The organism is Aureliella helgolandensis (assembly GCF_007752135.1).
GTDB classification, from domain to species: domain Bacteria; phylum Planctomycetota; class Planctomycetia; order Pirellulales; family Pirellulaceae; genus Aureliella; species Aureliella helgolandensis.
Genome location: NZ_CP036298.1, coordinates 3,417,551 through 3,434,437, shown reverse-complemented (window position 1 = coordinate 3,434,437; position 16,887 = coordinate 3,417,551). Strand labels below are relative to the sequence as shown.

General features: G+C 56.5%; 8 protein-coding genes and 1 tRNA gene. 7 read left to right on the top strand and 2 right to left on the bottom strand.

The features are described from left to right. Window positions 1-94 precede the first annotated feature (94 nt). Window positions 95-1,381 carry an outer membrane protein assembly factor BamB family protein gene (locus tag Q31a_RS12205; RefSeq protein WP_145077937.1) on the bottom strand — a complete coding sequence of 429 codons (1,287 nt, stop codon included), beginning with the start codon at window positions 1,379-1,381 and terminating at the stop codon, window positions 95-97. Window positions 1,382-2,065: 684 nt separating this feature from the next. Between Q31a_RS12205 and Q31a_RS12200 the strand changes: the two genes are divergently transcribed. Next, window positions 2,066-3,259 carry a hypothetical protein gene (locus Q31a_RS12200; RefSeq protein ID WP_145077935.1) on the top strand — a complete coding sequence of 398 codons (1,194 nt, stop codon included), beginning with the start codon at window positions 2,066-2,068 and terminating at the stop codon, window positions 3,257-3,259. A gap of 1,197 nt (window positions 3,260-4,456) precedes the next feature. On the opposite strand, the gene Q31a_RS12190 is transcribed toward Q31a_RS12200, so the two are convergent. Then, window positions 4,457-4,541: transfer RNA gene (locus Q31a_RS12190), tRNA-Leu, on the bottom strand. Between the two features lie 401 nt (window positions 4,542-4,942). Between Q31a_RS12190 and Q31a_RS12185 the strand changes: the two genes are divergently transcribed. Genes Q31a_RS12185 through Q31a_RS30155 form a run of 6 tightly spaced genes read left to right on the top strand, consistent with a single transcriptional unit; the run spans window position 4,943 to window position 16,545 of the window. Then, window positions 4,943-6,001, top strand: coding sequence for an AAA family ATPase (locus tag Q31a_RS12185; protein ID WP_145077931.1), 1,059 nt, complete (start codon window positions 4,943-4,945; stop codon window positions 5,999-6,001). Next, window positions 5,970-6,869: a DUF58 domain-containing protein gene (locus Q31a_RS12180; RefSeq protein WP_145077929.1), complete on the top strand. Its 900-nt coding sequence runs from the start codon at window positions 5,970-5,972 to the stop codon at window positions 6,867-6,869. Before Q31a_RS12185 ends, Q31a_RS12180 begins: the two co-directional genes overlap by 32 nt. Before the next feature lie 8 nt (window positions 6,870-6,877). Beyond that, a complete protein-coding gene (locus Q31a_RS12175) occupies window positions 6,878-9,220 on the top strand; it encodes a BatA domain-containing protein (protein WP_145077927.1) in 2,343 nt (780 codons plus the stop codon). After that, window positions 9,217-12,057, top strand: coding sequence for a vWA domain-containing protein (locus tag Q31a_RS12170; RefSeq protein ID WP_145077925.1), 2,841 nt, complete (start codon window positions 9,217-9,219; stop codon window positions 12,055-12,057). Before Q31a_RS12175 ends, Q31a_RS12170 begins: the two co-directional genes overlap by 4 nt. A gap of 22 nt (window positions 12,058-12,079) precedes the next feature. Continuing rightward, window positions 12,080-14,530: a hypothetical protein gene (locus Q31a_RS12165; protein WP_145077923.1), complete on the top strand. Its 2,451-nt coding sequence runs from the start codon at window positions 12,080-12,082 to the stop codon at window positions 14,528-14,530. Window positions 14,531-14,565: 35 nt separating this feature from the next. Beyond that, a complete protein-coding gene (locus tag Q31a_RS30155) occupies window positions 14,566-16,545 on the top strand; it encodes a coiled-coil domain-containing protein (protein WP_197356771.1) in 1,980 nt (659 codons plus the stop codon). The last annotated feature ends 342 nt before the right edge of the window (window positions 16,546-16,887 follow it).

Below are 16,887 nucleotides of genomic sequence, written 5' to 3'. Positions count from 1 at the left end.
GGGAGTATACGCGGCGTCAAGGTCTAGCAAGTTGCTTGAGATCGCGCGTCTCGCTTCAAGCTAGGCTTGTCCGTCCGCAGTCCTCGCCAACTCACTAGGGAGTACCGACACAAACCAACTTAGAATTCGTTCGAAAGAGTACGTAGCTCGCACCAACCAAAGGCGTCGCACGCATGGTTTCTCCCAATTTGACAGCCCCGATCTCTTCAAAATTTGCCGTTGCAGAGAGAATAGTCACGGTGCCATCTTCCGCGACACCAATCAGCTTATCACCAGCGATGACTGGCGAAGAAGAGACATTTCCGCCGATCCGCTTGGTCCACTGCACTTTTCCGTCAGTAGCCGTAATGCATGATACGATGCCTTGATCGCTCCACAGAAACACCAATCCATCTCTTGCGACTGGCGTCGGGACATACGGGGCTGAGCGCTGCACGGAATAGACGACTTCGTGTTCGGGCGACTTAAGATTCAAGGCAAACAGCACGTTTCCGCCTCCGCCAGATCCCTCAGTGCCAAACGCGAGATCGCCAACGACAATGGGACTCGAAACGCAACGTTTCGTAAATAGTTTGCGATTCCACAGTCGCTCGCCGCTCGCAAGGGACAGAGCCAACATGCCTTCGCCGGTATCGCTGAACAGCAGAGCTTCCTGCCCGCTTTGCGAATCGTGAAACTGGGCAGGCACACCGTAACACACGCGCGTGGTGGCGATCGGGCACGTCCACACGTCCTCGCCCGTCTCGGAATTTAATGCCAGCACGCGACTGTTGCCTGGCTTCACGCCGGGGGGAAGTTGCTCTGATGCCTGGCTGTTGAAGAGTACCAGCAGGTTGCCAAACAAGGCTGGCGAAGCACCATAGCCATGCTGACTTGCGAAATACCCCAAGTCGCGCCGCCATATAAATTCGCCGTCGTGAGTGTAGGCAGCCACTGCCACGTTGGCCGGTGAGCCCCACGTAAAATAAACGGCTTTGTCATCGACGCACGGCGTGCACGAAGCATAGCTGCTTCGTGTATGTAAATGATGGGTCTCGGTCTGGAGCGGCTGCCGCCACAATTCGGCTCCCGACTTTAAATCGTAGCAGCAGAGATATCTTTCAGCCGTTTTGGGCGAAGCGCTCATCAAATAGATATGGTTTCCGTACACAACTGGCGAACCATTTCCGGTACCTTGCAGGCCAGTCGTCCAAGCGACGGACTGTTCATCCCATGGTAGCGGCGCAGTGCAGTTAGGCACATTCCCAAGTCCGTTTGCCCCGCGAAAACGCGTCCAAGTGTCTTCCGCCATTAAGTTGGCCGCGGTGAGTCCCAGTGCGCAACAAGCAAGCCCCGTGTGGCGTGCGATTGCGAACAAATTTCGAAAGTAGGTGTAGAGCATAGGAGGAATGCAGCAAATCAATGGAAAACGAGGGAATAACACCAGTCGCAAGGAACTCAACAGCGATCGCGGAACGCCAGCTAGGCATCTGATGCACTGATGACGTCAACCGCCCAAAGGCGCCCAAGAACGGTAGCCCCCGGAATGCGTTCGCACTTGAAAATGAGAGCGCAGTTTAAACGTCCTTGAAGATCCCAGCAATTATCACCTGTTCCGCCCCACCGTTTCTACCACACTCCTCCCTTAGACCCAATAATTTGCCATCTTTTTCCCTACCGCACCCCCTACGGGCCTCTCCCCAACCGCCCACCACTTCCCACCGGGGACACTCCCCACTTCCCTTGCGGGACATCCCTCGCGGGGACACAGCACTCCTCTAACCACGCCCCAGGTGACACTGCACTGGCTGAACGACCTGGGGACACTCCTCTTCCTGTGGTCGACAGTGCGGGGCCACTGTCCGTTCACAGTTCCAGAAGGCACGCTGCTGCAGGAATCGCGTTCCACCTAGAAGTCGCCTGCGGGGACACACCTCCACGCGTGGAACGACATGACGATTGCTCGAAAGCATTGCAACAGTTTTCCTGTCGCCAAGAAAAAATCTCAGAAAGTTGTAAGGAGCAGCAGCGCCAGTCGTCTCCTAATAAGCATGCAAGTTTTCTCAGGTTGCGTGGAGGCCCCACGATGGCTCGAACAAAGCGAAGCGAACTATTTACCGCGGACGAGATCGCCGTGGTTCATGTTATGAATCGCGTGGTGCGACGGTGCTTTCTAATTGGAGTTGATCCCGCCAGCGGTAGGAATTTCGACCATCGCAAGCGTTGGATCGAAGATGAACTCGAAAAGTCAGCGGCCAACTTTGGAATCGACCTAATCGCTTTCAGCTTACTATCCAATCACATGCACTTGATACTGAGATCACGACCGGACGTAGTAGCAACCTGGAACGATCTCGAGGTGTCTCGACGCTGGCTAATGCTTTGCCCAATACGCAAGGATGCGCATGGAAAGGCTGCCGAGCCTTCGGAAGCGGAATTGAATGCAATTCGTCTTAATCCAGACAAGGTGAGCGAGATACGTAGTCGATTGAGTAACATCTCGTGGTGGATGCGTCTAATGTGCCAACGCATCGCACAGCGTGCCAATCGTGAGGATGGCATGGAAGGCCATTTTTGGCAGAGCCGGTTTCGAGGAGTGCGGCTGATCGACGAACAGGCAATCTTGGCCGCTGCCGCCTATGTCGACCTAAATCCAATCCGAGCGGAGTTGGCTGAAACCATAGAAGCGAGTGATTTCACCTCCGTCCAAAGGCGCATCCGCTCATTACCACAAGAGGGCAGACCAGCAGTCGCAGAGAACCCTCCGTTAGAACACACCGCAGTTGAGCCTGAGCCCTCGGGCCCAGCAGACGCAGTCGATTCGCCAGAACTGCCATTCTCAAAAGCCTCCAAGAGTTCGCCAACTCCCACCGCCACTCCCGTTCATGCTTGTCTGAGAACATCCGCACCGAACCGCTATCTCGCACCCGTTCAAATAGATGAGCAAGGAGATGCAATCGGTGCGCTTCCTAGCCACGGGAAAGACCGCTGCAGCGACAAGGGCTTTGCATCCATGAGTGCGGTTGACTATCTGGAACTTCTTGATTGGACCGCGCGGAAGATTGCACCGGGCAAACGTGGCATGACACCTACCGACGCTCCTCCAGTTCTAGAACGCATCGGGATGAAACCAACCGCATGGTGCCAACTCGTAAAGCATTTCGGCGTCCTTTTTCGCCTTGTGGCGGGGCGGCCTCATCACGTCGACGCGTTCCGAAGTCGACTGCGGTCCGGGCCATTCTACCTTCCTAACAAAACCCGTGAGCTACTGGCGGGCTAGATCAAGCAACAGTCTCGTTCGGGCGACTCCTGCGTCTTCCCCCAATGCCACTCGTTTCTTCCCACGCTCGCGAATCGGCTGGAAAGCTTCTCTTGGGCAGTGATATCTTTGAATTGCTACTCGCGGCTGGGTGTTTACCTTGTGCTTATGCTAGGACCGTGAGGATCGGCGAAGGTGCATTCGTCTCGAGATTTCGAGAGTTTGAGCTTCATTCGCAAATCTTCCATTCGCGAACTGTGCTTCTCACAAGCTTCCCCAGTCAATTGCAGGCTTTTGTGGCTGCGTTTCCAGCAATTTGGCGAACGCTTCGACATGAATACCATCTTGCGTGGAAAGAATATGAACGCAACCTCCCCGACGGAAGAAGCCGCATCCCATCATCTGTAGCTCGCCAGCCGGCGTTCACCTTGCCTTACCTGTGAGCAAATGCAACTCTTATGGGGCGTGCTTCCAACGACATGCCTGACGCGCGATGACTTTCCCCACTCTTTAGGGCATTCCGGTACTGCTCACGCTTCAAGTCCGCACCATCAGGCGGCCAGCAGCAAACTTTCTGCAGTGACTAGGGGAATTGCCGCGGCACGCCATACGTTCAGCCTCTTCGCCACGTCGCCCGGAACCGCACCCGCGTAAGCAAAACGGGTATCGATCTAGACCTCGGCGATCTTGCCAGAGGGGGCGCTCAGAGCTGTGTCCCCGGTCCCGGGGGCGCTCCAGAGCTGGGGGGCGCTCCAGAGCTGTGTCCCTGGTACTTCTGGGCAGTGGGCAGTGTCCCCAGCGGAGCTCTGGGCAGGGAGCTTGGGCAGTGGCCCTGGAAGGGGAGTGGCCCGGTCCGGGCATGGGCTGTTTGAGCCAGAGTCCTTAAGGCAGGGAAAGCCGGCAAACGGGCCGGGGCTGCTGCCGATCGGGAAGCAGGCTTCAAAATCCGGCTTGGCGTGAACGCCGCCGCGTGAATTGATGCGTGTTGGGGAGAGTTGACTTAGGGACCGCGCTGAGAAATAAGAAGCTTGCACGACGGTGAGAGACGTCGTCTCTTCAGCCTGCGCAAAATGCGGACCGGGTTGCGCTGCCGGGTGCAGATCAAATTCGCGTCTTCACCGCAATAGGAGGGAAAGGCGGCAATTGTGGCATCCCGCCTGAGGGCCGAATGGCGGAAACGAGCGAAGCACGACCGTTCGTTTAACAAAACAAAAATAGTAGCTAGGGCGGGACTCGAACCCGCACGAGGGAAACCCCTCTCAGGATTTTAAATCCTGTGTGTCTGCCATTCCACCACCTAGCCAATGCTTGCCTTCGAGTGCCCGGAGTTGTGTCCCCCGCCTGAATCCGATGCGATCGTCTCTGCATTACGAACAGGCAAAACTGGTTCCGTTCTGAGAGGAAGAGCCCAGAACAGTTTGCCAGGTTCACTCGATATGGGGAGCATTGTAGCGAGTAGTCACGAGGATTAGAAGACGAGCTAGAGTTACTCTTGGGGGCCAGTGCAGGCTTGCCGCAGGCGGCTTGGTATCCCCCCGAGAATGGACCGTGAAAAAGGGGCTCTGGCATGCCTCCCCAAACCTTGCATCGGTTGGTCAGTGGGGGAGGTTTGCAAGTCTAAGAGAGGGGGCTAGCTTTTCGTCGCATTCTCCTTCAGACTTAGCGGTTACAAACTAAAGTTCTTTGGTCAGTTAGGAAAGCTGCATGATCCAAAGTAGTGGTGGAGACCATGATATTTCTCCGGATGCAATCAAAAAACTGCAGGCGGCCCGAGAGAGTATTCTGCAACAGTTGAGCAAGGTCATCGTCGGTCAACAGGATGTGATCGATGAACTGTTGATCAGTATCTTTAGCCGCGGACACTGCCTGCTCGAAGGCGTTCCCGGTCTAGCGAAAACCTTGTTGATCAGCACTTTGGCTCGGACACTCAATTTATCATTCAGTCGGATTCAGTTTACCCCTGACTTAATGCCCGCAGATATCACCGGCACCGAGGTGATCGAGGAGCAACCGGGCGGCGCATTGCAGCGACGCTTTATGGAGGGCCCTCTATTCGCCAACGTGATCTTGGCGGATGAGATTAATCGAACTCCCCCGAAGACGCAGGCTGCCTTGCTGGAAGCGATGCAAGAGCGGCAGGTTACCGTGGGCCGAGTGCGACATGGACTCAGCGATCCCTTCTTCGTATTAGCAACGCAGAATCCAATTGAGCAGGAAGGAACGTACCCGCTTCCCGAAGCCCAACAAGATCGATTCATGTTTAAGGTCTTGGTCGACTACCCCTCATTCGACGAAGAACTGGAAGTCGCGCGGCGGACGACGTCTCGAGTCAATACGCAAGTCGATGCAGTACTGACGGGGGAAGAGATCCTGGAACTGCAGGATTTGGTGCGTAGCGTTCCTGTCGCGGACCATGTGATTCGTTACGCTTTGGCCATTGTGCGGCAGACGCGGGTTGGGTCGGAAGGGGTTCCTGATTTCGTTCGTGATCAAATTGGCTGGGGAGCAGGCCCTCGGGCGGTTCAGTTCTTGGTGCTCGGAGGTAAAGCTCGAGCTTTGCTCAACGGTCGCACCCACGTGACGGTCGAGGACATTCAAGAACTCTGTCGCCCGGTGCTGCGGCATCGCATGGTCGTGACCTTTGCGGCAGAGAGCGATGGCATTTCCACCGATGATGTGATCGATCGTTTAGTCCGTGAAACACCTACAGCTGAAGACGAATTGACACGCGATGCCCGCTTCCAAAAGATTTTTGCCTCCTGAGGCGGTCAAGCGGGTACAGCGGCTTGAATTGCAGGCCCGCCAGATCGTCGAAGGTTTTCTATCAGGCTCCCACCGCAGTCCCTATTTTGGGCAGTCGGTTGAGTTCGTACAGCATCGGCAGTACGTTCCGGGGGACGACGTGCGGCACGTCGATTGGAAAGTCTGGGCGCGTCAAGATCGTTTGGTGATCAAGCAATACGAAGAAGACACGAACCTTCGCTGCACGCTGCTGATCGATAGTTCTGCCAGTATGAGCTACGGGCATGGTGCGGCGACGAAGTTCGAGTATGCGGCGGTACTGGCTGCCTGTTTAGCACTGCTGGTCCTGAAGCAGCAAGATGCAGTGGGCAGTGTCCTATTTGATAATCGCATTCGTGGTAGAGTCCCCTTAAGGACTAGCCAGAAACACTTGACCGATATTCTAGCTTCGCTAGAGAGTACATCCCCGGCTGACAAAACCGATCTCGATTCCGTCTTTCGAGATGTTGTGCAAACGTTCCCCAAGCGAGGACTGATGATCTTGATCAGCGATCTACTGGGTGCGGAGGAAAGTGCCTTGAGAGGGATCGATACACTGCGGCGAGCGGGACATGATGTAATGGTCCTGCACCTCCTGCACGACGATGAGCTGGATTTTCCATTCACGGATCCGACGCGGTTTGAAGGTCTAGAGAGCAGCGACCATTTGACCTGCAATCCGCGAGCCCTGCGCGAGGGTTATATGGCGGCCCTGGAGCGTTTCTTAGATCGGACGCGGCGCACGTGCGCCGCATCCAACAGTGACTACATGCTGGTGCGGACAAGCGATGCCCCGGACGCGGTGCTGTCCAATATACTCAATAGCCGCATGCACTCGGTACGGAGATAGCTGAACCAATGCAGTTTCTGTACCAACCACTGACGTGGGGATTCCTGTTGATTGGTGTCCCCATATTGGTGCATTTGATCAACATGCTCCGCCATCGCAAGCAGAAGTGGGCTGCGATGGACTTTTTGCTTGAAAGCCACCGTCGAAATCGACGATGGGTGATGCTCAAGCAATGGTTGCTATTGGCCTCCCGCATTCTTGCGATGTTACTGCTGGTAGCCATGTTGGCAAAATGGGTTAGCAATTCTCAATGGTTGGGATTACTCGGCGGCCAAACGACGCATCACTACATCCTCCTCGACGATAGCTACTCGATGGAAGAGGTGGAGCAGGGCGAGTCAGCTTACGCGCGCGCTCTGCATGCCTTAAGTGGCATTGTGCGATCGATCTCGGCCAGGGGGGGACAGCATCAAATTACCCTGTTGCGTTTTAGTCGAGCCGCGTTGGCTGCAGGAGGCGCTGAGGAGGAGGCGCGCATCGACTCCGCAGCGGATCTCATCGCCCAGTCGGTTCCACGCGATCCAGGCCGCCTACTGGATCGGATTAACGCCACCGCCCCCACGGCACTTCAGCTCTCACCAGCGGAATCGCTGGACATGATTATCCCGATGGTTGCGGCCAACTCTCAAGAGAGTGCCGAAGTCTATTTGTTGACCGATTTGAGACGCAACGAGTTTGGAGAGCCCGAAACGCTCCGCGCAAAGCTGCAAACCCTCAGCGATACCGAGGCTCAACTGAAATTGGTCGATTGCGGCAAAGCAGCTACAGCCAATTTATCTGTGGCAGCCATCGACCCTGAACAAGAGGTGTGGGCAGCTGGTGTTCCTTTGATGGTCCGTTTTCAAATTCGCAACCAAGCCACCCAACCCGCCAAGAATGTGGTCGTGCGCGTCAAGGCGATCAGCTACGGGGAAGGCACGACCACTCCCCAGCCCGACCAACCCTATTCTGGCATCACCCTCGATTTGCCGCCGGTGGTGATCGAGCAGATCGGTGCAGGAGAAACGGTCACGCGGCAGGTTCAAGTCATCTTCGGCGAACCGGGACAGCACGTGGTCGAAGTCATGCTACCGGACGACGGATTGAAAACGGACAACCAGCGTTGGTGTGTGATCGGAATTCAGGAATCTCAAAAACTACTATTAGTCGATGGCGAAGTCGCTGGTTCCAACAGTTACTTCTTCGAAGCAGCCATGGAGCCCAGTCAGCGATTGCGGACCGGCCTCGAGATCGAGCGCGTCGATGCCGCTTTCTTGCGAGACATCTCTCCCGCGGTACTTGAGCAATACGATGTGGTGGGGCTGCTCGACGTCCCCCGCCTCGATCCTCAAGCGGTAACCAAACTGGAGGAGTTCTGCCGTCAGGGACGTGGCCTGTTTGTGCATGTTGGCCGCAATACGAATATTCAGTTCGTCAACCAACAACTGCACCGCGGCGGCGAAGGCTTCTTTCCGATCGAGTTGAGTTCGATTTTGGAAATTCCTCAGGCGCTCGAGAATTCCGAACCCCAAGTTGCAGCCACTGCCCATCCCGTATTGGCCCCACTAACGCAACTTTCTAGCTCTCCTTTTTTTCTGATTCGCATCCGGCAGCAAATGCTGGCTACTGGAGAATCGTTGAAATCACCGACCCTGGAAGTGGTTGCATGGGGACCTGAAAAAACGCCTTTGATACTCGATAAGCCGTTCGGCGAAGGCCGTGTGATAACTCTGCTCACCGGATTAACCGCCGACTGGAGCAACTGGGCACAAGACCCAACCTTCGTGGTCTTGGCCCTGCGATCGATGGGGTATCTCTCGAGCTTTCGACGCGATGCGACGAGTTGGCCGGTGGGTAGCCCCTTGGAGATGGTTGTCCGCGGGACGCGTGTCCTGCCGGATGCTGAAGTCTTGATTCCCAACCGTGAAGGGACGGCTCGCTTGCGATTGCAGCGAAAGGTCGACGAGTCAACCGTCGGAGATACCGTCGAGCCATTGGCTCGCTTAGAAGTGGATGTGAATTCTGTGAACTTGGATCGCGCTCTGGTCGATGGCATGTTGCGCCCAGGTGTGTTCGAATCATGGATGATCGATGTCCAGGGCACTCCAATCGTTCAGAATGTTGCGCACAACGTGGCCGCTGCTGAAGGAAACTTGCAGCGCGTGTCGAGAAGCGAACTGGAAACGAAGTTCTCAGGAATTGCCTTCGATTTCCGAACTGCCGACGCTGTAAGCGGGGCGGGAATCACCCTGCAGGAAGCATCACAAAGCACGTTGCTTCTGGCACTACTCTCCCTGCTCCTATTGGGCGAGCAATGGCTAGCCTACTCCGCTAGCTACCATGCACCGCGCACCACCGGGAGGGCACGATGAGTCCTCTGTCCAACAATCTGATTTCAATGCCACTTTGGGCGCAAACCAGAGTCTATTACCAATGGTTGCGGCTTGAACAACTCGATCAATGGTGGCACTGGTTGTTGCTGAGTGCAATTTGCATTCTCGTGTTGTCCTATGTCGTATTTTGGTATCGCCGCGACTCGGCGGAGCACGCTCGGCCTGTGGGCTGGGCATTGCTATTGCTGCGCGTGGCCGCCTTGCTCGGCCTCCTGTTCTACTTCATGCAGCTTGATAAGCGATCGGAACAACGGGTCGTGCAGGAATCGCGCGTGGCCGTTCTGGTAGACACCTCGCTGAGCATGACGCTTGCGGGGACACCGTCGGAGGTGGGATTGGCGAGTTCCCTCACCCGCTCAGACGAAGTTACCCAGTGGATCGCAGAATCGGATCTTCTCAGCCAGTTGGCGGACCGGCATGAAGTGGCGGTGTATCGCTTCGATTCCCAGGCGGCACCGAGCGAAGTCGCGGCCTTGACGCGGGCCGGTGGCTCGCAAGCGGTCGCAAACGCCAACGGCCAAGATGCTGAAACGCCAACGGACCCCTTAGAATTGGACGCTCCTTTGTCGCAAGCCCTAACGCGTGGGCGATGGCTGGCGCGCACCGCAGCGGTGCTGGGCAGCTTGGCACTCCTAAGCCTGCTCGTTTCGCTGGGCAGTCAGATACTAGGATTGCGCAATTGGCCGGCCGGCGGGTGGCTATTATTGCTGGGATCGGTCCTGTGGTTGGCCGCCATGTTCACCAGTGCTTGGGCCATTTTACCCAACAGCGGGTACACGCTACTATCGCTGTTGACGTCGGCTACCCCCCAGCAAGTCTACGAATCGCCAACTTCGTCCGAGGCGGACGCGTTGGAAACTCAGGCGAGTCAGACGCAGCCGTTACCCCAAGACTGGCGTGAAGCGCTGCAGCCCAGAGGAACCGAGACGCGTTTGGGCGACGCAATCCGCGCGATTCTGGATCGCGAGGTAGGCAACCCGTTGGCAGGGATCGCCATTTTCACCGACGGTCGTAGCAATGCGGGTATCGTTCCCAAGCAGGTCGCTGCCAGCGCCATCAACGCGCGTGTGCCGCTCTATTTTGTGGGTATTGGGTCTGACCGAAGTCCGCCAAACGTCGAGCTGGTTGAGGTGGATGTTGCCAAACGCATCTACCCGGGCGATCAATTTACGCTCACCGCCCTAGTAGGCTCCTCGGGCTTTGACGGGGAAGTCGTTACGGTACAAGTAATGTCTGGCCCCAAGGGGACCGAAGCGGCGAATTTCGTACTGGAGCGTGAGCAACAGTTGGAAATACCCGTTGACGGCTCGATTGCGCAAGCAAAATTCGAGTTGGATCCGCGGAGCGTCGGAGAGTGGGAGTACCGCGTAGGAGTCCTTCCTCCACCGGGAGATGCCGATGCGCGAGACAATACCGCGAGCGCCTTGGTGGAGGTTGTCGAGCGAAAAAATCGCGTACTGATTGTCGCGGGTGGACCGACTCGAGAGTATCAATTCGTTCGCAACCTGCTGTACCGCGACCGCGACGTGGAATCGCATGTGTTTTTGCAATCGGCCTCTTCCGACTCCTCCCAGGAGGCTCAACTGATGCTGACCGAAATGCCGAGTACGCGGGAACGGTTGTCGGAATACGATGCGATCATTGCCTTCGATGCAGACTGGAGCTCCATTCCCGATATCGCCGTCAAAGCCATGGAGGAATGGGTCGCCGAGCAAGCCGGTGGATTCGTCATGGTGGCAGGGACCGTCGAGATGCCCAAGTGGATCGCTCGGTCGGCGAGTGGAAGTCGTGCGCAGAATCTGCGTTCGCTATCCCCCGTGATCTTGGACGCACGCGGCAGCAGTCTCCTAGCTGGCGGCAGGATCGAATCGGCGGCCGCATGGCCCTTACAATTAACGGCCGACGGCCGACAAACCGATTTTTTATGGGTCAACGATGATCCCGAGAGCAGCATGGAAACGTGGCAAGCCTTCGACGGTGTCTTCGGTTTCTATTCGGCCTACCAATTAAAACCTGGAGCCAAGGCGCTGGCCCTGTTCGGCGACCCAACCACAGCCATTGATGGGCAATTACCAATCTACATGGCCAGTCAATTCTATGGCGCTGGACGCGTTGTGTTTCTCGGTGGTGGCGAAATGTGGCGGATGCGCCGACTGGGCGACGCCTACTTCGATCGCTTCTACACCAAATTAGTGCGGTGGGTCTCCCAAGGTCGGTTGCTGCTCGATTCGGATCGTGGCGTGCTACTCGTCGATCGCGAGCAAGCAGCTTTAGGTGAACAAGTAGCCGTGCGGGCCGTCCTCAAAAACGAACAGTATGCCCCCTTAATTCAGAGCGAAGTGGTGGCGAGATTGATCGATGCACAGGGCAGAAACGTCCCCTTGGTACTGCGACCACTGGCCGATGGATCCCAACCTGGTGTTTACACGGGACAATTCCCGGTGTTGGTAGCTGGGGAGTACGCTCTGCAATTGCAGCTCGGCGGCATTGCTTCCGAGGAGGTATTGCTGGCCTCAGTGCGAGCCCGAGTACCCGCCAGTGAAATGCAACAAGCGGAGCGAGACGACCCTCTGATGAAGCAGCTGTCGACCGAGACGGGAGGACAATACTGGGTGGGCGCCCAGACTGCTGCAGAAGCCGATGAGCAAGGGGTTCGCGCTTTGGTGGCGGCGATTGAACCTCAAGATTCGGTAGTTTTCCTGCCAGGTACCCCGGACCGTCTGTTCCAACTGCGCTGGTTGGGGTGGCTCATGATTTGGGTCGCAAGTTGTTTGTCGTTGGAATGGCTTTCAAGGCGTATTCACCGACTGGCCTAGTCAGAGCTTAGGACGCAATTTCATGTCACAAGAACCTCAACCACTGCGACTCTCGCGAAACATCGTTGACAAACTGGACGATGTGCGGAGCCTCCTGCGCCGCTACGTCCTGTTGCAGACGCTGTTCGTGATCCTGTGCTGGTTGTTGCTGGTATTTTGGTTGGGCGGCATGCTCGATTATCTACCGGTCCGCGCCGGTTCTAGTGAGACCCCGCGTTGGGTGCGCATGGGATTCTTGGGGCTCATGCTAGGTGGAGGACTGGCGTTTGTGCTGCGTTGGACGCTCCCCAGGCTTTTCGCCCGCTTGCCCAACCGCTCATTAGCACTGCTGATCGAACGGCATTATCCAGAGCTCGACAATGAGCTGGTAACCGCCGTGGAATTGAGCGACGGCAATGTTCCCGACACTTCCAATCCGGCGGCACACGCACAGATGTTGGAGCGCGTCCACAGTTCGATAAGCCGCCGAATCGGGAATGTGGCCCCCAGCGAACTATTCAGTTGGCAACCACTATGGGCGACAGGCGTTGCTGCCGTTTTCGGATTGGTCGTTACCTGCATCGCCGCGCTCGGCATGAACGGCTGGATGACAACCTGGACCACCCGGCTGTTTGGTCTATCCGACCAACTCTGGCCTCGCAATGCGGAGCTGCGGGCCGATGGGGTGCAATTGCAGGTCCCAACATTCACCGGTCAGCTTTCCGCAGAGCGAGTGATGATTCCCTTTGCAGACCAAACCGTCCGCATTCCGATCGGTAGCGCTGCCTTGCTGCAAGTTTCAGCGGACGTGAGTGCTAGCCAAGTGCCTGAGGTTTGCACTCTGTTCTATCGCACCGAGGAGGGGAATCGCGGCCGCGCGAACCTGCGTCGAGTAGGTGCGGCGCGGGAGGGATGGCAGCAATTTACGATTGACGGTCCACCTCTCGATGGGATCACAGAAAGTCTGACACTCGATGTCGTCGGGCTCGACGCGCGACTCCGCGATCTCACATTGCAGGTCGTCGAGCCGATCGCAATCACCGCAATGACGATCGATTGCCAGTATCCGACCTACTTGGTTGACGCTCAGAGCAGTCGACCGCAGCGAGAGGCGTTGGAATATCGCAGCGGCCTGTCCATCCCGGAAGGTACGCAAGTCACCTTGCGGGGCACGGCCAGTGGTGCGTTGAGTCGCGTTGAATACGTGAAACTGAGCGGCGGCGGATCGCCTGGGCCGAGTGGAAGTAGTAGCGAAACGTCGCTTCAAATTCAACCGGCGACAGTCGACGGTCAAACGTTTGCGATCCCGCTGGGAGCCATGCGCGCCAGTCAGATCGTGGAGATCCGACTCCTCGACGAATACGGCTTGCCAGCAGAGCAAATTCCCCGCTACGTCGTCACCGTGCTGGAGGATCAGATCCCTGAAGTTGCATCGCGTTTGCAAGGCATCGGGGTGGCGGTAACCCCCAATGCGAGTTTGCCGATCCGTGGCACGGCCACGGACGACAACGGCTTGGCCCGCCTGTACGTTGAATTGGTTTTGGACGATTCAGCCCGAGTGGACGTCGATGTGGATGTGCCTGACAACGGTGAACTGAACACCGACATTGATTTAGCGTTGTTGGACGAACAGGGGATTTTAACAGCAGCGCCAGGCCAAACGCTGGGAATCGTAGTCAAAGCAACGGATCATTTCGATCTTCAATCCGAGGTGACCACTCCTGGCAAAGAAACTCCATCCCAAGCGCGTCCTGCGCGACAACGGCCACTGTTTGGCCAAGGGCAGGCTCAGCAGCTATCGATCGTGACGCCCGACCAATTGTTGGTGTTACTGGATCGTCAAGAGTTGGAACAGCGGCAGCGGTTAGAATTAATCACTACCGAACTTGAACAAATGCGGGACCTACTGCAAAACATCCGAGCCAATTTGCAAGCACTGGATTCCCCCAATGCCCTGAAATCAAACGCGCGCAACACGCAACTCGTCAGTCTGCCGCAGGTGGGTGATGCACAACCGACGCTCAATGCCCGCCAAGAGGTGCAACGCCGCGTAGCCGTATGGACCCAGCAGTGCGTGCTGCAGAGCGATAAATCGGATCAAGAGTTAGCCAGTTTAGCATCTCGAGTTGATAATTTGCGGATGCAGTTGGTCAACAATCGCATTGACAGTTTGGACCGCCAAGCCCGTTTGCAATCGAACGTTTTCGAACCGTTGCGCAGCTTGCTCGAAAACGAATACGAACAGCTACAAGCCCAACTCCTCGGTTTAACCGCCGCGGTGAACTCCGGCGATGGAAAGAGTGAAACGCAGGCGACGATTGCACAATTGGACGCGGTATTGCTGCGATTGGAGGAGATTAAATCGAGCATGCTGGATATGGAATCGTTCAATGAAATCGTTGACTTAGTGCGTGGACTGTTAGAGGATCAAGAGCAATTGCTCGACGCCACCGAACAAGAACAACGCAAACGCATTTTGGATTTCCTGCAGTAGCCCCGCAGGCATTTGCGGAATAGTGAGAGATATCAATGAACATCCAACGACAGAAAATCAGCCATTTCCTTCGCGGCACCCTAGCCGTCTGGCTGGGACTCTCGCTTGTCGCCCATTTAGCAGCGCAGGGACCGACAGCACAGCCCAGCGATGTAGCGGAGGCTGCCAACCAACCGGCCACTGCCGATCTGGGACAGCAGCAGAGAAGTGTGGCCGATCGATATGCGAAACTGGAGATTTTACTCCTGCGTGCATCCGAGCTGGAGGCCGGTGACAACCCGACTCGGGCGGCGCTTCTTCAACAAGCTGTCCAACTCAGCAAACAGGTTCGCTTGGCAGAAACTCTAACGGAAGCGGCAGCGAACCTGGATGGGAATCAATATAGCGAAGCCATCGAAAAGCAAAAGAACAGCCGCCAACAGCTCAATAAAATCCTGGAGATGCTTCAGAGTGAGAATCGGGAGAAGCGGGTCCGTGAGCAGCGGGATCAGGTAAGACGATGGATAGAAGAAACCGACCGACTACTGCGGTTGCAGAGTTCATTGCGTGGACGCACCGAGGGAGGGCAGCAGCTGAAGCCGGCCGCCGAGAATCAAGCACAGCTCAGCCAAAAGGCTGAGGACATTGCCCAGGACCTCCGCGGCGAAACGCCTACGCAGCAGGAGCCGTCGTCGGCAGAATCCGACTCGCAACCGGCGACACAGAGTCCCCCACCTGACAAGAACGCATCGGAGGCAGGTGATAAGTCTGGGGATGAACCGCCGGATCCCAGTGGGGAGTCTGCGTCTGGAAAATCTGAGCCCGGCAAATCAACTCCAGATAGTCCAGCGGAAAATAGCCCGGCAGAGTCAGACGCAAGTGGGCAAGAATCACCCGCCTCTCCCGACGAGAGCGATGAAAACGCTGCCCCACAGCCGGGAGCAGCTCCGTCGAAGTCCGACTCCCAGGACTCACCAGCTCAATCCCCCGCCGAAGGTCAACAAGGTCAACAAGGTCAACAAGGTCAACAAGGTCAACAAGGTCAACAAGGTCAACAAGGTCAACAGGGTCAACAGGGTCAACAGGGTCAACAGGGTCAACAGGGTCAACAGGGTCAGCAGGGTCAGCAGGGTCAGCAAGGTCAGCAAGGACAACAGGGACAGCAAGAGCCCTCTGAGCCGCAAACGCCCAGTGAGCGAGCCTTGGAACGCATCGAACGAGCCCAACAGCGTATGGAGGAGGCCCAGGAGGCATTGGACAACGCGGAACGCGACGGAGCTGTCGAAAAGCAACGCGAAGCGGAGGACGAGCTGCGTGAGGCCATCGCTCAACTCGAGCAAATCCTGCGACAACTGCGGGAAGAAGAGGTTGAGCGTTCGCTCGCTTCTCTCGAGGTAAGGTTGCGACGGATGGTGGAAATGCAAATCAAAGTGCTTGAGGAAACACGACGCCTGCAGGAGATTGCTGGTGAGCAGCAGAGCCGGCAAGTGGAAATCATGGCCAGCAAATTGGCACTGGATGAAAAGAAGATCTTGGCTGATGGAGAACGAGCCTATCTGTTGCTTCGCGAAGAGGGCTCAAGCGCTGCGTTTCCCGAAGCCGTCGAGCAGGTGAACGCCGACATATCGAACGTAATCAACCGATTGTCGCAGGGCGAGGTGGGCGCGTTGACGGTGGTCATCGAGGAAGAAATCGTAAGCGCCTTGGAAGAAATGGTCGCTGCTTTAGTGCAGGTTCAGAAGGACAACGAGCAAAAGAAACAGCAGCAACAGGCGGGACAACAGCCTCAGGGCGGAGAACCGGGAGACCAACCGCTGGTCGATAAACTGGCAGAATTGCGCTTAGTTCGGACGCTCCAAGTGCGAATCAACAATCGAACACAAACGCTTTCTAAAATGCTTTCTCAACCAGAAGATGCAGTGGGGCAAGCGACCGAAGCTGAGATTCTGCCCGAACTCAAGGCACTGTCGGAGCGGCAGGCGAAAATTGGCCAAGTAACTCGAAAGATCGTCGAAGGGGCTGGGACTGGGCAGTAAGCGTTTGGCTCGTCGGCCCTGATTGAGGTCTATAGAATCACCTCTCTCTCGCTCCCAGTACTTCCGAGGAACCGAGGGCCGCGGGTAGATTGCAGTGCAATTGCCAGTCGCCGCGGAAAACTTCTGAGCACTATTGCGCCCCAAATTGCGTTTGGGAAGCTATGATGACAGTAGGCTAACCTACTCCGTTGGCCGGTGAGAAAGTGGTTCCTGCCCGTTTGTCGAGCCGATCGCGGCGTCCAATTGCAGGGGTTGTACGGATAAATCCACGATCTGCCGCAATTGAGGGTGGGAGGCGTTCGAAAACACCGCTGCCTTGGTGGCGTTTCGACTTCAAGGCCT